This window comes from Acidicapsa acidisoli (assembly GCF_025685625.1).
In the GTDB taxonomy this organism is placed as follows: Bacteria; Acidobacteriota; Terriglobia; order Terriglobales; family Acidobacteriaceae; genus Acidicapsa; species Acidicapsa acidisoli.
Map to the genome: position 1 here is coordinate 722,488 of NZ_JAGSYI010000003.1, position 24,274 is coordinate 746,761.

Sequence of the window (24,274 nt, forward strand, 5' to 3'; positions counted from 1 at the left end):
ACTATGCAAAACAAGCATTCCATCGGCATTCTGGGCGCGACCGGCATGGTCGGGCAGCGTTTTATTCAGCTTCTTGAGAACCATCCCTGGTTCCGGATCACATGGCTCGCGGCAAGCGACCGCTCCAGCGGGAAGAAATACGAGGACGCTGCCAAATGGCGGCTCGATACTCCCTGCCCCGAGCGCATTGCGAAAATGACCATCTCGCCGGCGGCCCCGGACGGCCCGCCGAAGATTATCTTTGCCGCGCTCGACACCGACATCGCCCGCGAACTGGAGCCTAAATTCGCGGCTGCCGGTTGCGCCGTGGTTTCGAACTCCAGCGCCTTCCGTATGCATCCAAATGTGCCTCTGGTCATCCCCGAGGTGAATCCGGAACATCTGCATCTGATTGAAGACCAGAGCTGGCGACGGGAGTCCGGCGGGTATATCGTGACCAATCCCAACTGCTCGGCGATTGGCCTGGTGATGGCGCTGAAGCCGATTGAAGAGCGTTTTGGCATCGAGCAGATCTTTGTCACCACGATGCAGGCCGTGAGCGGCGCGGGCTACCCCGGCGTGCCTTCGATGGATATTCTCGGCAACGTCGTCCCCTTCATCAAGAACGAGGAAGAGAAGATGGAAGCCGAGACGCTGAAGCTGCTGGGCAGGCTCGATGGGGAGCACATTGCTCCTCTTGCCGCGCGAATGAGCGCGCATTGCAATCGCGTTGCGGTCGAGGATGGGCATACCGAGTCGGTTTCCATCAAGCTCCGGAAACCTGCGACTCGCGAGGAGATGCTGGCCGCGTGGGCTGAGTTCAAACCGCTCGCCGGGCAGAATCTGCCGACTGCTCCCGAGCAGCCGGTCGAGTGGATCGCGGCGGAAGATCGGCCGCAGCCGCGTCTGGACAAGAATCGCGGCCGAGGCATGGCAGCTTCCGTAGGCCGGTTGCGCCCCTGCGGGCTGCTGGACTGGAAGTTTACGGTGCTCTCGCACAACACCATTCGCGGTGCAGCCGGGGCGGCAATTGTGAACGCGGAATTGCTCTTGAGTCTGGGCAAACTGGAGCCGGTGGCTCTGGCGGCAGAGCGAGCGTAGGTGGAAATCCCATCCTTGTCACCAAGAGCGTGACAAGGATGGGGCACCCGCATTTGGGACGGCCCCGCATTCGAGCGCACACGTTGAGTCAGTCATGGGTACCCACATTGGTGGGATTCCCCAAGGGTCGTAAGCGTAGAAGAGTAGAGAAAAAGACAGGGACGCTGGATGAGTCTTGTAGTAATGAAGTTTGGCGGTACGTCGGTCGAAGACCCGACGGCGATTGCACGTACTGCGGAAATCGTAGCGGGCCGCGTAGCTGCGGGTAAGACACCCGTTGTCGTTGTGTCCGCTATGTCCAAGGTGACAGATCAGTTGCTGGCTTGCGCGGCCGCAGCCAGTCGGGGTGATCGAACCGGTGCGCTGGCCATCAGTTCGCGGCTCCGGAGCCGTCATCGGGACACGGCTGCCGCTCTCGTGAAAGAACAGAAGGACTGCGCAACGCTGCAAGCCGCCATCGAGCATGACTTCGATGCTCTCGATGAGGTTTTGCGAGGACTTGCGGCGATTCTGGAGCTGACGCCACGCATTTCGGATCTGATTGTGAGCTACGGCGAGCGGCTTTCGAGCGTAATCATCGCCCAGGCTTTCCGCGAGCGCGGATTGGACAGCGTCCATCTCGACTCGCGTGAGGTAATCATCACCGATTCGCAATACCAGAAGGCAATCCCGCAGGATGCGGTGATCGAGGACCGGTGCGCAACCCGGGTTCGTCCGCACCTCGAAGCTGGCCGCGTGCCGGTGATGGGCGGATTCATCGGCAGCAATGAAGCCGGGATCACAACGACGCTGGGCCGCGGCGGTTCGGACTTTACCGGCGCGCTGATCGGCGGCGCGCTGCATGCCGAGGCAATCGAGATCTGGACGGATGTGAATGGAATCATGACCACCGACCCGCGCATCTGCCCCGATGCTCTGCGGGTGCGGGTGGTCAGTTTTGAGGAAGCAGCGGAACTGGCCTACTTCGGAGCGAAAGTGCTGCATCCGGCCACGATTCTGCCCGCGGTGCGCAAGAATATTCCGGTGCTGGTGCTCAACTCGCGCAATCCAACCAATGAGGGCACTCGGATTATTTCGCTCGCTCCACATTGCAAGACTCCGTTCAAGTGCATCGCGGTGAAGAAAAAGCTCACGATCATTGACGTCGTAGCCAGCCGGATGCTGATGACGCACGGGTACTTGAAGGCGATCTTCGATATCTTCGACAAGCACCAGTGCCCGGTGGATATGGTTTCGACCAGCGAGGTGAGCGTATCGCTCACCGTGGACTCGAACGACAAGCTGCCGGCGATTGCCAACGATCTGGGTAAGATTGCCGACGTAAAATACGAGGGCCAGAAGGCCCTGATCTGCATGGTCGGCGAGGATATTCGTGGGCAGCATGGCATAGCGGCGCAGGTATTTGCCGCCGTTCGTCATGTCAATGTGCGGATGATCTCGCAGGGCGCCAGCGAGATCAACATGAGCTTTATGATTGAGGAAGAGGATGTCGAAGAAGCGGTGCGATCACTGCACGCGGCTTTCTTTCAAAATCCCGATCCAAAGATCTTTGATGTCGAGGCGCGGCAAGCTGCTACAGCAAAGGTCTAATCGCAACTGGTTATATAGGAGATAATGCCATGCTGCTGCTCGTGCTCGGAAAAGGCAAGACCGGAAGCCTTGTTGCGCAGGTGGCGCGGGAACGCGGCCACTCAGTACGAGTGCTGGATTTTCGTGAGAACGAAGGCGCCAGTTCGCTGACAGCGCCGACTGTGGCCCAGGTGGATGTGGTTATCGATTTCACAACTGCGGAAGCCGCAGTTGAGAATATGCGCGCATGCTTGGCGCTTGGCGCCCGCATCGTGGTGGGAACGACCGGCTGGAACGACCGATTGGCTGAAATGAAGGCTCTAGCTCTGCGGCGTAACGGCGCTCTGCTCTACGGCAGCAACTTCTCGTTGAGCGTTCAGGAGTTGTTCAAGTTGACGGCGAGCGTAGCCAAACTGGGCGGTTACAAGTTTCACATTGAGGAGACGCACCATACCACCAAGCTGGATGCTCCCTCGGGCACGGCACTCAGTCTCAAGGAAATTGTGCAGAAGATCCAGCCTGGCGTCCCGGTGGAGATTACCTCCAAGCGCGAGGGCGACGCCAGCGGCCTGCACGTGGTGACGGCGCGCGGCGAAAACGACATGATCGAACTGCGGCATGATTCGTTCAACCGGCGCGGCTTTGCCGAGGGCGCAGTGCGAGCGGCCGAGTGGTTGCATGGCAAGACCGGAGTGTGGGAGTTCCAGGAGATCTTTGAACAGGTCTGATCAATTGTCTCCTCGCATATCTCTGAGCCAGCGAAGGATTCCGTAATGGGACGCAAGCGGCTTTTGACCGGACTCAAGGTCAAGGATGGCTTCATGCGCCATCCCTTCGATATCCAGCACAAGGTGCAGACCAGCGGACTGGTTCGAGGGCCACATCTTGCCACCGGGCATCCGCACGACCAGCACACGACCGCGTATTATGGCATTGCCCCCTCGGTGCTCGAAAAGCTGTGCGCGTTATGGCGCGCGACGGACCTGGTGGCACCTCCCGAAGACTATTCTTTTGTGGATATCGGCGCAGGAATGGGGCGCGGGCTGTTGATCGCGTCGCGTATGCCCTTTCGCGAGGTGATTGGCGTCGAGCTGCATCCGGATCTGGCTGAGATTGCGCAAAAGAACATCGACAAGTGGCAAGCCTCGGGGCGGGCGCGCTGTCCGATGCGGATCGTCTGCCAGGATGTAACGGAGTTCGAATTCCCAGACAATCCTTGTGTGGCGTACATGTTCAATCCCTTTGGAGAGGCTGTGCTGCAGTTGTTGGCCTGGCATCTGGAAGCGCAGTTTGCCGCGCGGCCGGGGCAACTGGATCTGATCTATGCCAACGACGAATGCGCGGATCTGCTGGTCGAGAATCCCAGGTGGGCGCGGCTATGGCGCGGGCGCGTGCCTCTCTCCGCCGAGGACGAGGCTGCGGATAAGGCCATTCTGAATCACCAGCCGGAGGGCGAGTATGCGTGGAGCACGGAGGAGCCTTGCTCGATCTTTCGCTGGGTGGGCTCCAGACGCGCCTGACCCAGTGGGCTCTATTCGGGCTCCATCCCCATCGCCCTGCCGTTATACACTCACCCTTGGCACTTTTTATACAGGAAACGAAGGCTGGGAATTCCGGAATGGAAACGACGGGTTGCGGTACGGCGCTGGTGACCCCCTTTCGCGGGGACGGTTCAATCGACGATCGGGCGCTCTATGCGCTGGTGAACTGGCAGATCAATTCAGGGATTGACTTTCTGGTGGCCTGCGGCTCGACGGGTGAGGCCGCCACGCTGGAAGAAGAAGAGTGGTTGACGGCTATCCAACTGGTTGTGGAAGCTGCGGCAGGGCGGGTTCCCGTGTTTGCGGGATGCACGCATAACTGCACGCGCACGCTGGTGAAGCAAGCGGAAAAGCTGACACGGATTCGCGGCGTGGATGCGGTGCTGTCCGCCAATCCGTATTACAACAAGCCGACGCAGGAGGGACAATACCAGCATTTCATGGCGCTGGCCCGGACGGTCGATCCGCTGCCGGTTGTGCTCTACAACGTGCCCGGCAGAACCGGCGCGAATCTCGATCCCGAGACGGTGATCCGGCTGGCTGAAGATGCCCCCAACATTGCTGCGATCAAAGAAGCCAGCGGCAAGCTGACCCAGGTGGCTGCGCTGGTGCATTCGACGCCGCGCGGGTTCAAGATCTTCTCCGGAGACGACAATTTGGCGCTGGCGGCGATCGGCATCGGCGCACACGGACTCATCAGTGTCGCGTCGAACGAAGCCCCGGCCGAGCTGACGCGGATGGTGAGGGCGGCGCTGCGGAATGAATGGCCCTGGGCGCGTGAGATCGAGCGCAAGTATGCGCGGCTCTTTGAAGCGAATTTCTGGGAGTCGAATCCAGGGCCGGCGAAAACGATTTTAAGCCTGATGGGCCGATGCGATGCCGGCGTGCGACTGCCGCTCGTACAACCCGACCGGGCGATGCGCCAGAAGCTCGAGCGCTTAGCTGGGGAACTGGGACTATTGCGGGAAGCGCCGCTGCCCGAAGGCGACATGCGCATGTTCTAAAGAGCTAACTCGGTTAAATACGAAACGGTATCTCCTCTATTTTGATCCCGCGAAAATTTTTATATGACAGAGGTACAAAACCGTCCAGCCTCCGATAACTCCAGCGTCCCCGACCGCATCCTAGCATCCAGTAGCAGGAACATAGATTAGTTCTCCCAAAAAGCTGGGGTGAGAAATGGTTGTTCGAACAAGAAGTGGACGCTTGGGGATGACGGGGCTGCATATCGGTTACGGCAATGTGCAGCAGTTCTTCCCGCCTGATGTGCCGGCAATTGAACTGGAGCTGGACCACCTTCGCATCGTATGCACACTTGAGCCGGAGTTCTGGGAAAGCGATCCGGAGATCCATGATGAGCGGCTTCTTGCGTGGCTTGAGTCCAAGGAAGGTACGGGGAAGCTGGCTCCGAGGCCCGCGCCGCTGGCGATGATTCCGGCTGGCGAGCATGCCTTCCGGCTGTTGCCGATCCTAAGCCCGATGCAGGGCCCGGACGTGGACAAGGAAGTGGAAATGACTAAGTACGCGGTGGGCTTCTCAGCCTGATGGTGAGTATTTTGGTGCACCCGGTAGCGAATCTTCGGCAAAGATACGATGAAATTTGACGGAGAATAACTCCAGAGAAAAATTAGGGCGGGATTCCCGCCTTTTATTTGCTTTTTAGAGAGAGTGTGACGTACTGTATACCGTACCGGGGGCATTCTTTAGTTACCAATTCGGAATTGGCAAATTGAAGTTCCCTATCTAGTACGGATGGCGCGTACTATTCTTGCTCGAGGAATTCCAAACCTCATCTAACTGCATACACTCCATACTCAGGTTCCCCTCCGGAGGTGGAAAATGGTAGTTCAAACGCAAGAACGGCACCCCGGACATTCGGGGGCCGTAGGTCTACACATTGGCACAGCGAATGCGAAAGAATACTTCCCTCGCGATCTCGACTCGGTCGAGTTGGAATTGGATCATCTACGGATCGTGTGCCCGCTGGAAGCTTCGTTCTGGCAGGATCGTCCCGAGATTCATGACCACCGGCTGAGCAGCTGGCTTGAGTCCAAGCGCAACAGCGGAAAGCTGGCTTCGTTGGCTGCGCCGGTAGCGATGATTCCGTGTGGTGAGTTTTCTTTCCGGTTGCAGATGTTGAGCAAGGAAGAGACCGAACAGATACTGATCGGTCCGCCCGCACCTGCTTATTTCTCTCCGACTGTTTCTCCGGCCACTTTGCTGGACAGGCGCAAACATTCCCTGGGGCATGATATGGGGCGAAAGCCCGATCGTCGCAAAGTTGCTAGACTTAGAAACGATGACTTTGCAACCGTTGCAGCGAACGATTGAGCATTATTTCTCCCACCCAGAGACAGCAACCGATTTCACCTTGCAAGCAAAGGCATTAGAGGTCTTTCTTGCGTTACGCACCGCGCTGGAGCACGGCGAGTTACGCGCAACCGAGCCAGACAGTTCCAGCCCCACGGGCTGGCGGGTCAATGCCTGGGTCAAGCAGGGGATTCTCCTGGGCTTTCGGCTGGGCGTTCTGGTGGAATTTCCCTCGGAAAGCCAAACGCAAGGCGCGCTTTCCTTCGTTGACAAAAACACCTATCCATCGCGGAAATTCAGTCCAGCGGACGGCGTGCGCGTCGTTCCTGGCGGCTCAAGCGTGCGCGCCGGTGCCTACGTCGCGCGTTCGGTGGTCTGCATGCCTCCGATGTACATCAACGTCGGGGCGTATGTGGACGAGGGCACGATGGTGGATTCGCACGCGCTGGTGGGCAGTTGCGCGCAGATCGGCAAACGTGTGCATCTGAGCGCGGCGGCCCAGATCGGCGGCGTACTGGAACCGGTAAATGCCAGTCCTGTAGTGATCGAGGACGACGTGCTCGTGGGCGGTAATACAGGCGTTTACGAGGGCACGATCGTGCGCAAGGGCGCGGTCCTCGCTCCAGGGACGATCCTAACGCGCGGGACGCCGGTCTTTGATCTGGTGCATGGCGAGGTGCTGCGGGCGACGCCCGAACTGCCCCTGATCATTCCCGAGGGTGCGGTCGTGGTTCCGGGATCGAGAGCGGTGGGACGCGGCAAGGGCGCCGAATGGGGATTGAGCATCTATGCACCGGTAATCGTGAAGTATCGCGATGAAAAGACCGACCTGAGTACGACCCTCGAAGACCTGCTGCGGTAACATGTCTGGCATGAGCTTTCGCACCCTGCAGGTTATTCCGGTCCTGCGCATCTTTTCTGTCGAGAAGGCGAAGGAATTCTACCTCGACTACCTCGGATTCAAGTTGGACTTTGAGCACCGCTTCGATGAGGACGCGCCACTGTTCATGCAGATTTCGCGGGACGGTCTGGTGCTCCGGCTCTCGGAGCACCACGGCGACGGGACTCCGGGATCAGTTTTCACCGCATACGTTGAGGGCGTCCGCGAACTGCACGCTGAATTAGAGACGAAGAACTACGGCTACTATCGTCCCGGCATTGAAGAAACCTTCTACGGTGCGCTGCAGTTGACGCTGCTGGACCCTTTCGGCAACCGCCTGATGCTGGACGAACTCCGAAAACCAACCGAAACCCCTGCCGAATCCTAGCTTCCCAAATTCAAACCCTCCCCGTTCCCACATCAATCCCCTGCCTCGGCTGTGGTTCAGGAGACTGCGGTATTTTTCCATTGACTTTCTATCCATAGATCATCTATCTATGCGCAATGGCAAAGAAAAACGACCTGCTGCCGGGAACGCTAGACATGCTGATCCTGAAGACGTTGACCCGCGCGCCGCTGCATGGATACGGGATTGCGCTCTCGATCAAGCGGCTCTCGGAGGATGTCCTCACGGTTGAAGAGGGTTCGCTCTATCCGGCATTGCAGCGGCTCTTGCTGCAGGGATGGGTGAAGGCGGAGTGGAAGCAGACCGAAACCAACCGCCGGGCGCGCTACTACACGCTGACTGCAGAAGGGCGCAAGCAACTGGGACTGGAGCTTTCGGAATTCGAGCGGATGATTACGGCGATTGGGCGGGTGTTGCAGGACGCATAGGAGGCTTCCAATGGGTCAGGCTGGCGGCTTATTTCGGCGTTTATGGATGCTGGTGCGGCGCGGCCGCTTCCGCAGCGAACTGGACGAGGAGATGGCCTTTCATCGCGAAGAGCAGGAGCGCGAGTTTGCGGCTGCCGGGATGACTCCAATGCAGGCGCGGCTGGCGGCGCGGCGACGGTTCGGCAACTCGGTGAAACTTCGCGAAGAGAGCCACCGGATCGTCGCCTTTCGCTGGGAGAGCGTCTGGCAGGATGTGCGCTATGCCGCGCGCCAGTTGACGCGATCTCCAGGCTTTGCGTTCACGACTGTTTTAACGCTGACGCTTGGCATTGGCGCTACCGCAACCATTTACACGCTGGTTTACTCATCCCTGCTGCGCAGCCTCCCATATCCGGAGGCAGATCGCATCCTGCACATTGAGGATGTGCGAACGCATGGCCAGTCGACTGGCGGACTGGTTGGTGTGCCGCGATTCTTCGACCTCGATGCTCGCAATCGATCGTTTGAGAGTCTTGCCTACTTCTATTTCGATCACCCGACGCTGATTGCCGGAGCGCAATTGCCGCTGCCGGTAAAGGCAGTGGGCGCGAGCAGCCAGTTCTGGAAGCTGTTCGGCGTTCAGCCGTTGCTGGGGCGCACATTCGACGATAAGGATTGCCTGCCCAATGCGCCGGATGCAGTGGTGCTGAGTTATGGAGCGTGGCAGCAGCTCTTCGGCGGAGACCGAAGCGTGATCGGCAGGCAGGTGTTGCTTGATCGGAAGCAGGCGGCGATTGTGGGCATAATGCCGCCCGGCTTCCGCATCCCAAACGGGATCGATCTTTGGCGGCCTTCTCATTTCACGCTGGGGCAATTTGGCGACTATCGGAGTGAGGGTACGCGGTTTGTAAATGTCTATGGACGGCTGAAGCCTGGCATGACTGCACAGGCAGCCCAGGCCGATCTGCTGATGATTGCCTGCATCAATGTCGCCAATCTGCTGTTGTCGCGAGCAACTGTCCGCGAACGCGAGGTGGCGTTGCGTCGCGCGTTGGGTGCATCCAATGGCCGCATCCTGCTGCAGTTTCTGACCGAGAGCACGTTGTTGTCGTTGATGGGCGGCTCGTTTGGACTGGCAGCGGCGTACTCACTGGCAAGAACGTTTGGATCTCGACTGCCCGGCAGCCTCGGTGCTCCCGGAATGGTTGGGATGAACTGGCCGGTGGCGGGATTTGCACTCGCTCTCTCGGCAAGCACAGGGATTGCGTTTGGTCTTGCGCCGGCTTGGCAGAACCGGCGCGTGCAATTGAACACGGCTTTGAAGCGCGGAGAGACGCGTTTTGCCGGAACGTCGGGCAGCAGAGTGCGCAATGCGTTCATTTCTGTTCAGGTGGGACTTTCACTGATTCTGCTCGTAGGTGCATGCCTGCTAGCCGAGTCGCTGTGGAACCTGATGAAATCGCCTCTTGGATTTGACCCGGATCACCTGCTTACCTTTGCAACCAGTCTTCCATGGGACACGAAAGCAGCATCGATCCGCAATTTTTATACGAGCGTGCAGCAAAGAATCGAGGCTCTGCCTGGAGTGACAGCGGTAGGACAGATCGATGCACTGCCAACCACGGACTGGCACCTTCGCAGCAACTTCGATGCCGACTGGATTCCGCGCATCGCAAATCGTCCTGCAATCAACGCCGAAGACCGGCATATCGCAGGCGATTATCTACGAGCGGTCGGGACGCCGTTGCTTGCAGGCCGCACCTTCACTGACCGCGATTTCAACATCAAGAACACCCCGGTACTCGTCAATCAGCAGTTGGAGCGGGAATATCTCCCAGGCGGAGACCCGATTGGCAAGCACTTGATCGTCGGAACCGATTCCTTCGAGATCGTGGGCGTTGTGGGCGATGTCCGAGGCACTACCGGTTCGATAGCGCAGGCGGTTGGGCCGGAAGTCTATTGGCCCGCAGATGACGAACAGGGAGTGGTGCAGCGCTCCTTCGTCGTACGCTCACAACTGCCGCCGGAACAGCTAACCAAAGCTATTCGGAAACTGGTGCATCAGGTCGATCCTGAGCAGGCAATCGCCAATGTACGAACCATGGACACGCTCATCGACACTTCCGTAGCGCAGCCGCGTTTGAATATGGCGCTGCTGGTTTCCTTTGCCGGAATTGCGTTAGTGCTGGCCTGCGTCGGCATTTATGGCGTGGTCGCGTATTCTGTTGCGCAGCGAAAGCAGGAGATCGGCGTACGCATGGCGCTGGGCGCGACGCGCGGGCAGATTTCGATGCTGTTTCTCAGGCGCACACTGGCTGCCGCGCTGATTGGACTGTCCTCTGGCGGCGTGGCTACGCTGCTGCTGACGAGGCTTCTGAGTAGCCAGCTTTATGGTGTTGAACCGAATAACCCGAGAACATTTTTGATTGCAATACTTTTGCTGCTGACGCCGGTGTTCGTGGCCAGTCTGCGCCCGGCGCTTCGGGCAGCTTCAATTGATCCCGTGGAAGCTTTGCGAACTGAGTAAGTCGATCAAGAGATTGGAGGCTGACATGGGTTTTGCCAGCGGTTTCTTGCGCAGATTGTGGGTGCTGATTCGCCGCGAGCGCTTTCGCAGCGAACTTGATGAGGAAATGGCCTTTCACCGCGCGCAGGCGGAGAAGGTATTTGTCGCCAGCGGCATGACACCAAAGGCCGCGAGAATCGCGGCAAAACGCCAGTTCGGCAATCCCGAACGCCTCAAGGAGCGGAGCCAGGAAGTAGTTAGCTTCCGCTTTGAGACGGTTGCACAGGATCTTCGCTTTGCGCTGCGGCAGTTGCGCAAGAACCCTGGCTTTACTGCAACCGCGACTCTCATTCTCGCGCTCGGCATCGGCGCAAGCGTGGCCATTTTCGGTTTTGTGGATGCGGCGCTGATCAAGCCATTGCCTTATCAGGAACCGTCCCGACTGGTAGGAGTCTACGAAAGCATTTCTATCGGCCCGCAGTTCCATCTTTCCTATCTGGATTACCTCGATTGGAAGCGGCTCAACAAGGTCTTTACTTCGCTTGAGGCGTACGACAGTTCGGATCTTTTCCTGGGTACGCCCTCCGGCGCGGAACGCGCCGCCGGAGTTCGGGTGAGTGACGGATTTTTTCGGACGCTGGGTGTGAAACCGCTGCTGGGACGCGACTTCGTTGCCGGCGAAGACGCGGCGAGCGCACCTCGCACCGTACTGCTGAGTTACGCCGCCTGGCAAAAGAGATATGGAGGAGCGCAGGATGTTGCAGGGCAAACTGTAACCTTGAATGGACAAACCAACACCATTATTGGCGTGCTGCCCCCGGAGTTCCATTTCGCCCCTGTCGAACCCGCGGAATTCTGGACGACGCTTCACGATTCAACTTCAGAGGATCGCGGCGGGCACGGCCTGTCTGGTATGGCGCGGCTCAAGGATGGCGTCTCGCTTGGGAGTGCCGCGGCCGACATGGCCGACATTGCAGGGCAGCTGGCAAGGCAGTACCCTGACGCAGACGGGGGCCGTGGCGCGACGGTACTTCCGTTGGCCGAGGTGCTAGTCGGCAATCTGCGTCCAATTCTGTTGGCACTGCTCAGCGGCACTGCTCTGCTGCTGTTAATCGCGTGCATGAATGTGGCGAGCCTGCTACTGGTGCGCTCCGAGAGCCGCAGGCGGGAGATAGCCGTTCGAGGCGCGCTGGGAGCGTCGCCGGCAAGGCTGGTGAGGCAGTTTGTAACCGAGGGTCTGGTGCTCACAGCCGGGAGCACCGCTGCCGGAGTGGGTTTAGCCTGCCTCGCAATTCGGCTGCTGGCCCGGCTGATTCCACCACAGATGTTGGCCGGCATGCCCTACCTGCGCGGGTTGGGACTGAATTTCCGCGTGCTGGCATTTGCGGGCATGCTTGCGTTGATGGCGTGCCTGGTGTTTTCCGTTGCGCCCGCTGTGCGTTTGTATCTGTCAGGCCGGGTCATGGGAATGCAGGCAGCACTGGCCGAAGGAGCCAGGGGGTCGGCGGGCATATTCTGGCGGCGGCTCGGTTCGAACATGGTGCTGGTGGAGCTGGCCATGGCGATGGTGCTGTTGACTGGCGCGGGATTACTGGGCAAGAGCCTCTACCGTCTTCTGAATACCAACATCGGCATGCGGTCTGATCATCTGGCGATGCTGCGGGTTACCGCGCCTGGCGCGAGGTACGAAAAAGTGGAAAAGAAAATCGCTCTCGCGAAACAGGTCGTTGAAAGGCTCCGGAGCCTGCCCGGAGTACGGTCGGCAGGCATCTGCACTCAGCCGCCGCTCAACAGCGGCAGCAACAGCGTGACATTCATGGTTGTCGGCAGACCCAAGAATGGGCCTCCCGATGAGGTGAATATCAAGCAGATCGATTCCGGATACTTCGCCACAGTGGGAGCCCAGTTATTCCAAGGCCGTTCCTTTACCGAGAACGACGATGCGGCCAGACCTCCGGTGATGATCATCAATCAGGCGATGGCGCGAGCGTATTTCCCCTCCGAGGACCCGATCGGCAAGCGAATTATTTTTGACGAATCGACGCCTCCCAAACAAATTGTCGGCATCGTCCAGGACATCAAGGAAGGCCCGCTGGATGTGGCGACCAAGCCCGTTATGTACGACCCATATCCGCAGGAACCGGATAACTGGTTTTTTGCCGTGGTTCGAACATGGCGGGACGAGCGGGCGATGCTGCCTGTGCTGGGCGCTGCCATCCGTGAGATCGACCCGACGCTGGCCACCTTTGGCGAGACAACCATGAGCGCAAGAATCAACGACTCCTCCGCTGCATATCTGCATCGCTCTTCAGCGTGGCTGGCCTGCGGCTTCGCAGCGATTGCTCTGGTGCTAAGCGTGGTGGGGTTGTATGGCGTCATCGCCTATTCGGTGAGCCAGCGGACGCGTGAGATCGGGGTACGAATGGCGCTGGGCGCGCCGCGCGGGTCGGTCTACGGCATGATCCTAGGCGAGGCCGGGTGGCTTACCGGGATTGGAATTGTGCTTGGATTGGCATGCTCGATCGGAGCTGCAACACTAATGCGCAAACTGCTCTTTGGCACAGCGGCCTGGGACGCGGAGACATTGGCCGGCGTCACCGTGGTTTTGGCCGGAGCCGCGATGCTGGCGAGTTATCTTCCGGCGCGGCGGGCCGCGAGGGTCGATCCTGCGGAGGCGCTGCGAACCGAGTAAAGAAGCGGTGCAAACACTCACTGCAAACGAACAAGCTCAGGAGAAGATCATGGGGCAGGCAGGTGGGTTCTTTCGGAAGCTCAGGATATTGATTCGCCGTGACCAATTTCGCAGCGAACTCGATGAAGAAATGACCTTTCACCGCATGCAGGCAGAGAAAGAGTTTCTTGCCGGCGGCATGACTAGGAAAGCCGCACGGCTCACAGCGATGCGTCAGTTCGGAAATGGGGAACGACTCAAGGAGCGGAGCCGGGAAGTAGTCGGCTTCCGGATCGAGACGGTACTGCAGGATTTGCGCTTTGCGCTGCGGCAATTGCGCAAGAATCCGGGCTTTACCGCGACTGCCGTCGTCGTGCTGGCACTGGGAATTGGCGCCAGCGTGGCGATCTTCGGGTTTGTGGATGCGGCGCTGATCAAGCCTCTGCCGTATCGCGACCCTTCGCGGATCGTGGGGGTGTACGAGAGCGCCAAGCAGTGTCCGAAATGCAATCTCTCTTACGAGGACTATCTCGACTGGAAGAAGCAGAATGCAGTCTTCCAATCGCTGGAAGCGTGGGGCACGAACAGTTATCTGTTTCCAACGCCCTCCGGCGCTCAGCCGGTGCCAGGAACGCGAGTGAGCGATGGGTTCTTTCGCGCGCTGGGGGTTACCCCTTTCCTGGGCCGCGACTTTTATACGGGCGAGAGTTCGCCGGAAGCGCCCCGCACTGTCTTGCTGAGCTATGCGGCATGGCAGGAGCGGTTTGGCGGGCAAAAGAGCGCGGTGGGTCAGACGATCACTCTGAGCGGGCTTCCCTACACGATCATTGGCGTTCTTCCGCGGGAGTTCAACTTTGCGCCGCGCGGAATCTCCGAGTTCTGGTCCACGTTTCACGATCCCAATGGGTGCGAAAAGCGACGAAGCTGCCACAGTATCTACGGGTTGGCGCGGCTCAAGGATGGCGTGACGACGGAGACGGCGACGGCGGATACCAAGACCATCGCCCAGCGGCTGGAGATGCAATATCCGAACTCGAACAAGGGTCAGGGCGCCATCGTCCTGCCACTCTCTGAAGTGATCGTCGGCAACATTCGTCCTATCCTACTGGTCCTGCTGGCCGGAGCGACGCTGCTGCTGCTTATTGCGTGCGTGAATGTATCGAGCCTGGTGCTGGTGCGGGCCGAGACCCGAAAGCGCGAGTTCGCCGTGCGTAGCGCGCTGGGCGCCTCCCGGATGCGGCTCATGAGGCAGTTTGCGACCGAGGGTATTGTGCTGGTAACAGTCGGAACTGCACTGAGCCTGGGCGCAGCCGACGCCGGTATGCGTGCGTTGAGCGCGCTTCCGCCGAAACAGGCGCTGGGGTCCATGCCCTTTCTTGAAGGGCTGAAGCTTAACATGCACAGCATTGCCTTTGCGGGATTGCTGGCGGTAGTGGCGGCGATTCTCTTCTCGATTGTGCCGATGCTGCGCCTCCCGCTGGCGCTTGTGTATTCGGGACTTACAGAAGGCGGACGCAACTCGGCCGGCCGGGCATGGCGAAGCCTGGGCGCGAACCTGGTGGTTGCGGAAATGGCCACGGCCATGGTTCTGCTGGCCGGTGCGGGACTGCTGGCCAAGAGCTTTTACCGGCTGCTGCATGTGGACGTGCATTTCAATCCTGACCATCTGGCGTTGGTGAATGTGGAGGCGCCTGACGAAGTGTACGGCAAGGCGCCCCAGTCGTTGACGCTCGACCGCAAAGTGGTAGCGCGGGTGTCGCAGTTGCCGGGCGTGATCTCGGTGGGATTAAGCAGCGACCCGCCGCTGACCTGCAACTGCGACACGACGTGGTTCCGCGTAATGGGCCATGGGTACAATGGCGAGCACAACGACGCGCCGGAGCGGGATGTAACTCCTGAATATTTCAAGACCCTCCAGGCAGGAATGGTGCGAGGCCGTGCGTTTACGGAGAGCGACGACGCGGGACATCTTCCGTACCTAATCATCAACAAAACCCTGGCGCAGCAGTTTTTCCCTGGTGAGGACCCGGTGGGCAAGAAGATCGGCGACCCTCTCCTTTCGAAGGAATCGCTGCGGGAGATCATCGGGGTCGTCGACGATATCCGCGAGGGTGCCCTGGATGACGAGCTTCGCCCGGCGGTCTACTACCCCATGTATCAGGAACCGGAAGACGGATTCACAGTGGTGGTGCGCGCGGCCCAGTCGCCGGAATCGGTTCTTTCGGCCATCTCCGCGGCGATTCACCAGATCGATCCCGGCATCGGCGTCTCGAATGAGACGACCATGACCGAACAGATCGACAATTCGGCGACGGCCGCGATTCACAGAGCTGCTGCGTCGCTGGTGGGCGGGTTTGCCGCGATGGCGCTGGTGCTGGGGGTAGTCGGCCTGTACGGAGTGGTCGCGTACTCGGTGAGCCAGCGGACACGGGAGATTGGTGTGCGCATGGCGCTGGGTGCGCCGCGCCGTTCGGTGTACGGGCTGATCCTGCGCGAGGCAGGATGGCTCACAGGGATCGGGATCGTGCTGGGACTCGCGTGCTCCATCGGGGCCGCTACGGGAATGCGCAAGCTGCTGTTTGGCACCGAGGCCTGGGATGCGACAACGCTGGTCAGCGTAGCCATGGTGCTGGCCGCGGCTGCAATGTTTGCCAGTTACATCCCGGCGCATCGGGCAGCCGGGGTTGATCCCGCGGAAGCGCTGCGGGCGGAGTGAGATGCGTAGGACGAGTTTGTAGGTTTGATTGCGCGCTAGTTTTCCGGAGATACCCGCGGAGTTACTTCATGAGTTAGGCTAGAACACAGATCAACTCAACGATATCTGTGAGTCAAAGTCTTCCATGAAGGGGTATTTCTCTGTGCGTTTTTCCGTGCTGAGTGGATTTTCGGTTGCGATGCGGACAAGTCTTGGGCATATTTCATTTCTTCTGGTAAGAACCATTTGCGCCGCAGTGGCGCTGGCAGCGAGTCTTCGGGGTGCAGGCGCGCTACAGGCGCAGGCGGTGGATCGGCTTCCGGAAGCTATCGACTCGGCGAAGCTGGTTGCATTGCCTCGCCATCATCCTCAGTGGGCAAATGCGGCCAACAGTATCGGCGCGCTGTCGGCGAGTCAGCCCATCGATGGCCTTACGATCGTCTTGTCCCGGTCTCCGGAGAAGGAGCTTGCCTTTGAGAAGCTCCTGGCCGCTCAGCAGGATCCTGCCTCGCCCGAATATCATCACTGGCTTACTGCCGCCGAGGTTGGCCAGCGATTCGGACTCTCGGAGCATGATTTGGCGGCTGTCAGCGCGTGGCTCCAGTCGCAGGGACTGCATGTGTCCTTTGTAGCTCCGAGCCGCATCTTCCTCGGTTTTGGCGGCACTGTGGAGCAGCTCAACCACGCCTTCCACACGGAGTTGCAGAGCTACAACGTGCATGGAACAGAGCGCATTTCGGTTGCTTCGGACCCAATGTTACCGGCGAGCCTAGCCCCGGTCGTCAAGGCTATCCGCGGCTTGTACACCATTGATGACCGTCCGTTTCACTCGGCCAAGTCAATGCACATGGCCAGACCTGATCTCACCTTAGAGAATGGTAACCACTTCGTCACGCCCGCGGATTTCGCAACCATCTACGATCTGCCAGGGGGAGGGACAGGAGCAGGCCAGACGATTGGAATTGTGGGTGTTTCGCGCACGGATCCGGCCGATTTTGAGGAATTTCGCGGACTGACCGGCACGAGTTTCCCGAATCCGATTGAGATCGTTCCAACCGCGTTTGGGGGCATCGATCCTGGCCCCGCCTACACCGCTCCGCCGCCATCCGGCACTTCGATTGACGGTCAACTCGAAGCAACGCTGGATGTAACGCGCGCGGGAAGCATCGCCAATGGCGGGCAGTTGGAGCTGGTGGTTGCAACCGCCAGCAGCGGCGGGATTGGAGACGATGCGCAGTATCTGGTGCAAACGACGCCGCTACCCGCGCAGGTAATGAGCATCAGTTTTGGAGCCTGCGAGTCGGAAGGTGGCAGTTCCGGCGTTAAGTTCTGGGATACGCTTTTTCAACAGGCCGCGAGCGAAGGGATGTCTGTCTTTGTCTCTTCGGGGGATGCGGGGGCCTCGGGCTGCGATGCGAACTTTGGCACCCCACCGACAGATCCTTCGCCGAACAGCCCAAACTACATCTGTTCTTCAAGCTATGCCACCTGCGTAGGTGGGACGGAGTTCAATGACACCGGCGATCCCTCGGAATACTGGGGAACAACAAACTCGGGTGTTCTTGAATCCGCTCTGAGCTACATCCCCGAGGGAGCCTGGAACCAGCCGCTCAATGAGGATTCCGAACCGCAAGCCGCTTCTTCGGGTGGAGGAGTCAGCAGCTTCGTCGCAACGCCGAGCTGGCAGACCGGGACAGGCGTACCATCAGCGAGAGCCGGCCGGTATACACCCGATGTTGCGTTCTCCGCTTCTGGCCACGATGGCTACTTTGGCTGCTTTGCAGCTGCCGGAAGCAGTTGCGTTCCCAATTCCGAGGGAGAGTTCGAGTTTGAATATTTTTACGGTACCTCGGCGGCCGCTCCCGCAATGGCGGCGATTGCGGCGCTGCTGGACGAAAATGCGGGCTTCGGACAGGGCAATCTGAATCCGCAGTTGTATTCGCTTGCTTCGAGCGCGCCTTCCGTCTTCCACGACGTTACCGTCGCCACCAGCGGAGTTTCCGGTTGCACCGTGGATACACCGAGCATGTGCAACAACAGCATTCCAGGACCGACCGGGCTTACTGGCGGGCAGGCTGGGTACTTGATCGGCGATGGTTACGATGAGGTAACCGGGTTGGGATCGCTCGATATTTCAAATTTCCTGAACAGCTACCCCGTGTCGGAGACTACACCGACCGTGTCGTTAGACTTTGGTGCTTCGGGCTTTACGACCGCTCAACCCATCTATGGAAGCGTGACGTTGACCGGCAGGGCCGGAAAGACGCCAACCGGTTCAGTCATTCTCTCCGGGGGCGGTTACGAGTCGTCATCGGCCACGCTGAGCAATGGGTATGCCTATTTCACAATTCCTGCGGATACGCTTCCCATAGGCAATAACGTGATGACCGCGAGTTATACACCAGACGCGACCGACGCTGGAATTTACAATACTGCAACCGGTTCGGACTCGATCACCGTGACCAGCGTGCCGCTCATCACGCCTAGCGTTAGCGTATTCATTGGGACGCCGAACATAACCACAGCTCAATCTCTTCTGGTAGAGGTATCCATCTCCGGAGGCATCAACAACGCAGTACCTACTGGCTCAGTGACGCTGGTAAGCGGCAGCTATAAATCTGCGCCGGTGGCGGCAGGCTCCAGTGGAATAACATTCATCCAGGTTCCCGCTCAGGCTCTGGCGGCAGGCACGGACACGCTAAAAGTGACCTATACTCCGGACAAGGCAAGCGCGGGTATTTACGCAAGCGCAACAGGATCAACTACGGAGTCGGTGACCGCGGCAACAATTATTGCACCGACGGTTACAGTGTTGCCAGCTTCCTCTTCCATCACAACGGCCCAAAATCTGGCTGTGATTGTCTACGTTCAAACCAATGAGGGACCTACCTATCAGGCGCCAACGGGGACTGTCACACTCACCGGCGGCACATTCACCTCGGCGCCAGTGGCCCCCAGCCAAACAAGCGCCAACTTCACAATTCCTTCAGAGTCGTTGGCCGTCGGTAACGACACTCTAACTGCAAGCTACACGCCAGACTCCGGAAGCTCTGCCCTCTACAGCAGTTCTACAGGATCGGCTTCCGTGACTGTTGCAGCTGCACCCCCACCCAGCTTTTCCATCACGGGAAGCGCGGTGAGCGTAACACCCGGCGCGACGAGCGGCAACACCTCGACGGTGACTGTGACCCCTGCCGGAGGATTTACCGGGACTGTCGCCCTGACTGCCGCAATTACAGCGAGTCCCGCCAACACGACAAACTCGCCGACCGTCAGCTTCGGCTCAACGGGATCTGTGGCGATTAGCGGAACAGGCATTGGAACAGCCGCGCTGACGGTGACCACCGCAGCGCGAGGCGGGTGCACCCAGGCAAATGAACGAGCCAGTGGGGCCGATCCCTGGCTTGCGGCAGGCGGAGCAGCGATGGCGGGTGTCCTGCTGTTAGGCTTCCCGGCATCGAAACGGTGGCGACTTTTTGCGATGCTGCTCTTTCTCGGCGCGCTCACCAGTGTTGTCACAGCCTGCGGCGGTGGAGGCGGAGGCGCAGGTGGGTCCTCCTGCCAGGTGGTCATACCGGGAACCACAGCGGGAACCTACACTATTACCGTTACTGGCACATCCGGCAGCACTACAAACACAGGAACAGTCACTCTCACCGTGCAATAGAAGGCATATGCGGGCCGGATTTGTTCCAAAGCCAATCCGGCCTGACTGCCTAACCTCTTCTGGAGAGTGCGCGAGTGATAGCATCGAATTGACGAGTGATGCAAACAAAAAAACTGAAAATAATTCCCCTGGGCGGCCTAGGCGAGTTCGGAATGAACTGCCTCGCGCTCCGTTGGGAAGACGACATTATCGTCATCGATGCCGGATTGATGTTTCCGGAATCGGAGTTGCTTGGCGTTGACGTTGTCGTCCCTGATATTTCCTACCTGATTGAAAACAAGGCTCATGTCCGCGCCATTCTGTTGACGCACGGCCATGAGGACCATATCGGTGGCCTGCCGTGGATTCTCAGCGAGCTCAAGGTTCCCGTTTACGGAACCGAGTTCACCCTTGCCTTCGTCGAGGGCAAACTCGAAGAGCACAAGCTTCTCGATGAGACGGAACTGATCGAGATTCAGCCCAAGCTGAAGTTCACAATTGGGCCGTTTACTATCGAGCCGATTCGGGTAACTCACTCGCTGGTGGACTGCGTGGCGCTGGCGATTGAAACCCCGGTGGGCGTCGTGATCCACACCGGGGACTTCAAGATCGATCTTTCCCCGCCGGATGGCAAGCCCTTTGACCTGCATACCTTCGCCGAATACGGCAAGCGTGGCGTCCTGGCACTCCTGCAGGACTCGACTAATGTCGAGCGCTCCGGCTACACGCCCAGCGAGTGGGCCGTGAAGCCGCGGCTGGACGAGATCTTCTCGCGGACAAAGAAAAAGCTGTTTTTCAGCTGCTTTTCGTCCTCGATCTATCGCATCCGCATCGCGCTGGAGCTGGCGCGCGCCCATGGGCGCAAGGTCGCCGTCATTGGCCGCTCGATGAATGAAAGCACCGAGATTGCGCAGGATCTGGGGTATCTCGATATTCCACCGGGGCTGGTGATCCATCCGGGGCAGATGAAGGATTTCGCGCCCGAGAAGCTGCTGGTGATGATCAGCGGCACCCAGGGCGAGCCCATGAGCGCGCTCAGCCGCGCCGCGGTGGACACCCACAAGCAGGCCAAGATCGATCCGGGCGACACGGTGATTCTCAGCTCGCGCGTCATTCCCGGCAATGAAAAAGGCATCTTCCGGGTGATCGACCATCTGTACCGGCGTGACGCAAACGTGATCTACGACGACGGCTCGCAGGGGCTGATCCATGTGAGCGGCCACGGCAGTCAGGAAGAGATGCGCCTGCTCATCAACCTTGTGCGACCGGAATATTTCATCCCTGTTCACGGCGATTACCGTTACCTGAAGAAGCACGCGCAGGTGGCGACCGAGACAGGCGCCATCGGCACGGCGATCGTGATCGAAGACGGCGACGTACTGGAACTCGACAAGACAAACGCCCGCAAGAACGGCAAAGTGACAGCCGGGCGGGTCCTGATCGATTCCGGCTCGAGCATCGACGTCGTCGAAGACCTGGTGATTAAAGACCGTCGCACCTTGTCCGAGGACGGCATCGTGCTGGCCGTGCTTGCTCTCAATAAGCGCACGGGGAACATTGAGCGCGCTCCGGAGGTGGTAATGCGCGGCTTTGCCGGCGCGGATATCACCGACGGCGCCCGCGATGTGGTGCTGCGCAGTCTGGATGGATTGAGCCAGGAAGAACGCGCCGACTATGGGATGGTCAAGGAAAAAGTTCGGGTAGAACTGAAGCGGTATATTCAGAAAACGACCGGGCGCAGACCTATGATCATGCCTGTGGTGATGGAGATCTAGCATTTATCGGGCGGGCGAAGACGCGAACCACCTGCGATCCCGCCCCGCCTTTGTAAAATCGCGTTATGAAGAAGATTTCCCTGTCTTTGTTACTCGCTGGCGCTTTTCTGACGCAGCAGCTTCGTGCGCAGGCTCCGCCACCTGCTGCGTCTGTCACTTGCCTGCCCTCAGGGACGCTGGATGAGCTGATCAAAGCCATCGACGACGCCGTGAGCGGCCCCGGAGACAAGGACCGCGCCTGCCTGAAGGCGCTACTGCTGCCCGAAGCGCGGTTGAGCCCCCTGGCTAAAGCGCAAGATGGCAGCTACACGCCGCATATCCTCACCGTGGACGGATGGATCGAGGCCGTCCGCAAGCGCGGCAGCGCAGCCTTCTATGAGCGACAGGTAAAGGTTTCCTCGGACATTTACGGCCATATCGCGCATCTATGGAGCACCTACGAAGTTCGGCCGACGCCAGACGGAAAAGCCCAAGTGCGGGGGATCAACAGCATTCAGGCAATCAACGACGGCAACCGATGGCGTGTGATCGAAATCCTATGGGAAGCTGAGACGCCGGCCGAAACTATCCCTGCGAGGTATTTGCCGTGAGCACTGCCACTGAATCTCTGATTTCCCTGAAAACCATTCGCGAGGCCGCCGCGCGCATCTCCGGTATAGCCTCCTGGACGCCTCTTTTGCGGGCGCCGTTCCCCGCCTTGAGCGGGCAGACCCTCGGTACTGCTTCCGAAAAACAGGTCTGGCTCAAGGCGGAGAGCCTGCAACCCATCGGCAGCTTCAAGCTGCGGGGCGCTGCGAACAAGATTCTGCAGCTGACTTCCGAAGAAATCGCGCGCGGGGTAATTACCTACTCAAGCGGGAATCACGCGCAGGGGGTGGCTTACGCGGCCCGCGAAGTCGGCGCAAAAGCCGTAATCGTCATGCCGTCGAACGCTCCTGCTATCAAGCGAGCGGCGACCCTTGCTCTCGGCGCCGAGATCGTCGAGGTCGGCGTCGCTTCGAGCGAACGGCTGGCCAAGTCGGAAGAACTGGTCGCAAAGTACGGGTATGTGGTCATTCCGCCCTATGACGATGAGGCGATTATTGCCGGACAGGCTACCTGCGGTCTTGAAATCGTGGAGGCGCTGCCGGATGTGGATCTGGTGCTCAGCCCGGTAAGTGGCGGAGGGTTGCTGAGCGGGGTTTCAGCGGCGGTGCGGCAGTTGCGTCCCGGCGCAGTCGTCATCGGCGTCGAGCCGGAGCTGGCTGGCGACACCGCCGAGAGCTTTGCCAAGGGTGAGATCGTGACCTGGGGCGCCGAGCTGACCAGCCGGACGATCGCCGATGGGCTGCGCACGCAGAGCGTCGGCGTACGAAACTTTGCTCACATTCAGACGTTCGTGGACCGCATCATTCTGGTCACCGAAGCCGAAATTCGAGCGGCGATGCGGGCCATTGTCGCGACCACGCGCCTGGTTCCCGAGCCGAGCGGAGCGGTCACCACGGCTGCGCTGCTCTTTCATGGGCATGAACTGCCCGAATATCGTCAGGCTGTGGCGATAGTGAGCGGCGGAAATGTCGCGCCGGAAATGCTGGCGGATGTGTTGTTGGAACGAGACTGATTCCAGATGCTCCCACTCGCAGTCCGGCGTGTTAGCCATAAATATGCTAATATGCCTCTATGCGTACCACGATTGACCTCCCTGACGATCTTTACAAGAATGTCAGAACCGTTGCCATTGAGGATGACACCACTCTCAGGCAGATGGTTTTGGACGGCCTCGCTCTCGTTTTGGAGAAGAGAGCGGAGCGCGCTCCAGCAAGGCGATTGAAACTACCGCTGATCCGGTCGGCAAGGCCAGGTACGTTGGATATCGACAGCGAAAAAATCTATGAGATCATCGATTTTCCCTGATGTGAACGTGTGGCTTGCCCTGAATTACAGCCGTCATATCCACAGTCGCGCCGCAGTCGAATGGTATTCCGCGCAAGACACCTCATCGGCGCTGATATTTTGCCGTAACACTCAGTTGGGCCTCTTTCGTCTGCTCAGCACGGTGGCGGTCATGGCGGACGAGGTACTGAGCCAACCGCAGTGCTGGCAGATCTTTGATCGTTGGATCGATTCAGGTCAGGCTACTTTCGCTCAAGAACCTTCGGGGATGGAGTCGGCCCTTCGAATAAACACCCGGCTGAATTCTCCTTCTCCAAAAGCCTGGGCCGACGCCTACCTCGCGGCCTTCGCCGAATCCGCAAACTTGAAACTCGTTACATTTGACCGTGCCCTCGCCGGACAGGTGAAGGGCGCAATCCTGCTTAGCTGACTGAAATATCACTTTGAGCGGCGGGAACATAGCGTCGGAGAAGCTTGCAGACGCCCATATCGGTAATTCAACGGCTTCTAGGAAGGTCGCGAACAGAATCGCCCGTATTGACTCGGTGCTGCCATTCCCGTCGAAGCCCGGGAATGGCAGACTTTGTCTACTTTGCGCGGCGGGAACGCTGCACAACAACCGTTCCGCCGATTAGCGTAAGAGCGCCCAGCATCAGACTCGGATCGATCTCCGGAGCCGTATGCGGGTTGCCTTTTCCGTGCCCTTCACCGATTCCCTTCCCGTTGCCGGGATCGGCTGAGGCAAAACTCGAAAGACAGAGGACCAAAGCAAACACAAAAGGAACATACCGGACTGATTTCGTCATTTCTATCCTTACGTGCACGATTTTTTTAGGCCAAGACCCTGAATCGTGCCGTACTAGCCTATATGTATTAGGCTTCGCGACAAGGCATTCTTGCAACCCCTCGAAAGTTT

At 59.2% G+C, this 24,274-nt stretch carries 20 protein-coding genes; 19 read left to right on the top strand and 1 reads right to left on the bottom strand.

The window, feature by feature from the left end:
* Nucleotides 1–3 precede the first annotated feature (3 nt).
* The 19 genes from asd (at nt 4) to OHL23_RS20945 (ending at nt 23,788) form a co-directional block, all read left to right on the top strand.
* Nucleotides 4–1,080: an aspartate-semialdehyde dehydrogenase gene (asd, locus tag OHL23_RS20855; RefSeq protein ID WP_263353894.1), complete on the top strand. Its 1,077-nt coding sequence runs from the start codon at nt 4–6 to the stop codon at nt 1,078–1,080.
* 168 nt (nt 1,081–1,248) lie between these two features.
* The gene (gene lysC / locus OHL23_RS20860) at nt 1,249–2,670 is read left to right on the top strand and encodes a lysine-sensitive aspartokinase 3 (RefSeq protein WP_263353895.1); all 1,422 of its coding nucleotides are present in this window, start codon (nt 1,249–1,251) and stop codon (nt 2,668–2,670) included.
* A gap of 29 nt (nt 2,671–2,699) precedes the next feature.
* Entirely contained in the window at nt 2,700–3,377 is a 678-nt protein-coding gene (locus OHL23_RS20865; RefSeq protein ID WP_263353896.1) for a 4-hydroxy-tetrahydrodipicolinate reductase, read from the top strand.
* A 45-nt stretch (nt 3,378–3,422) separates the two neighbouring features.
* Nucleotides 3,423–4,169: a class I SAM-dependent methyltransferase gene (locus OHL23_RS20870; protein ID WP_263353897.1), complete on the top strand. Its 747-nt coding sequence runs from the start codon at nt 3,423–3,425 to the stop codon at nt 4,167–4,169.
* Between the two features lie 98 nt (nt 4,170–4,267).
* The gene (gene dapA / locus OHL23_RS20875) at nt 4,268–5,194 is read left to right on the top strand and encodes a 4-hydroxy-tetrahydrodipicolinate synthase (RefSeq protein ID WP_263353898.1); all 927 of its coding nucleotides are present in this window, start codon (nt 4,268–4,270) and stop codon (nt 5,192–5,194) included.
* Between the two features lie 175 nt (nt 5,195–5,369).
* A complete protein-coding gene (locus tag OHL23_RS20880; RefSeq protein ID WP_263353899.1) occupies nt 5,370–5,735 on the top strand; it encodes a hypothetical protein in 366 nt (121 codons plus the stop codon).
* Between the two features lie 294 nt (nt 5,736–6,029).
* The gene (locus OHL23_RS20885; protein WP_263353900.1) at nt 6,030–6,521 is read left to right on the top strand and encodes a hypothetical protein; all 492 of its coding nucleotides are present in this window, start codon (nt 6,030–6,032) and stop codon (nt 6,519–6,521) included.
* Entirely contained in the window at nt 6,490–7,362 is an 873-nt protein-coding gene (locus OHL23_RS20890; RefSeq protein WP_263353901.1) for a 2,3,4,5-tetrahydropyridine-2,6-dicarboxylate N-succinyltransferase, read from the top strand. Before OHL23_RS20885 ends, OHL23_RS20890 begins: the two co-directional genes overlap by 32 nt.
* A gap of 10 nt (nt 7,363–7,372) precedes the next feature.
* On the top strand, nt 7,373–7,768 hold the full coding sequence (locus tag OHL23_RS20895) for a VOC family protein (protein WP_263353902.1): 396 nt from the start codon (nt 7,373–7,375) through the stop codon (nt 7,766–7,768).
* A gap of 116 nt (nt 7,769–7,884) precedes the next feature.
* Nucleotides 7,885–8,214: a PadR family transcriptional regulator gene (locus OHL23_RS20900; RefSeq protein WP_263353903.1), complete on the top strand. Its 330-nt coding sequence runs from the start codon at nt 7,885–7,887 to the stop codon at nt 8,212–8,214.
* Nucleotides 8,215–8,224: 10 nt separating this feature from the next.
* Nucleotides 8,225–10,720, top strand: a complete 2,496-nt coding sequence (locus OHL23_RS20905) for an ABC transporter permease (RefSeq protein ID WP_263353904.1) — start codon at nt 8,225–8,227, stop codon at nt 10,718–10,720.
* A 25-nt stretch (nt 10,721–10,745) separates the two neighbouring features.
* Nucleotides 10,746–13,391: an ABC transporter permease gene (locus OHL23_RS20910; protein ID WP_263353905.1), complete on the top strand. Its 2,646-nt coding sequence runs from the start codon at nt 10,746–10,748 to the stop codon at nt 13,389–13,391.
* Nucleotides 13,392–13,440: 49 nt separating this feature from the next.
* On the top strand, nt 13,441–16,086 hold the full coding sequence (locus OHL23_RS20915; RefSeq protein WP_263353906.1) for an ABC transporter permease: 2,646 nt from the start codon (nt 13,441–13,443) through the stop codon (nt 16,084–16,086).
* Nucleotides 16,087–16,264: 178 nt separating this feature from the next.
* Entirely contained in the window at nt 16,265–19,732 is a 3,468-nt protein-coding gene (locus tag OHL23_RS20920; protein ID WP_263353907.1) for a protease pro-enzyme activation domain-containing protein, read from the top strand.
* A 98-nt stretch (nt 19,733–19,830) separates the two neighbouring features.
* Nucleotides 19,831–21,486, top strand: coding sequence for a ribonuclease J (locus OHL23_RS20925; RefSeq protein WP_263353908.1), 1,656 nt, complete (start codon nt 19,831–19,833; stop codon nt 21,484–21,486).
* Between the two features lie 65 nt (nt 21,487–21,551).
* Nucleotides 21,552–22,076: a hypothetical protein gene (locus OHL23_RS20930; protein WP_263353909.1), complete on the top strand. Its 525-nt coding sequence runs from the start codon at nt 21,552–21,554 to the stop codon at nt 22,074–22,076.
* Nucleotides 22,073–23,086 (top strand): threonine ammonia-lyase, encoded by a 1,014-nt coding sequence (locus tag OHL23_RS20935; RefSeq protein ID WP_263353910.1) that lies wholly within the window; start codon nt 22,073–22,075, stop codon nt 23,084–23,086. Before OHL23_RS20930 ends, OHL23_RS20935 begins: the two co-directional genes overlap by 4 nt.
* Nucleotides 23,087–23,145: 59 nt before the next feature.
* Nucleotides 23,146–23,379, top strand: a complete 234-nt coding sequence (locus tag OHL23_RS20940) for a hypothetical protein (RefSeq protein WP_263353911.1) — start codon at nt 23,146–23,148, stop codon at nt 23,377–23,379.
* A complete protein-coding gene (locus tag OHL23_RS20945; protein ID WP_263353912.1) occupies nt 23,357–23,788 on the top strand; it encodes a TA system VapC family ribonuclease toxin in 432 nt (143 codons plus the stop codon). Before OHL23_RS20940 ends, OHL23_RS20945 begins: the two co-directional genes overlap by 23 nt.
* 157 nt (nt 23,789–23,945) lie before the next feature.
* Here the strand turns inward: OHL23_RS20945 and OHL23_RS20950 are convergent, their stop codons facing one another.
* Nucleotides 23,946–24,164 carry a hypothetical protein gene (locus tag OHL23_RS20950; RefSeq protein WP_263353913.1) on the bottom strand — a complete coding sequence of 73 codons (219 nt, stop codon included), beginning with the start codon at nt 24,162–24,164 and terminating at the stop codon, nt 23,946–23,948.
* Nucleotides 24,165–24,274: the final 110 nt, after the last annotated feature.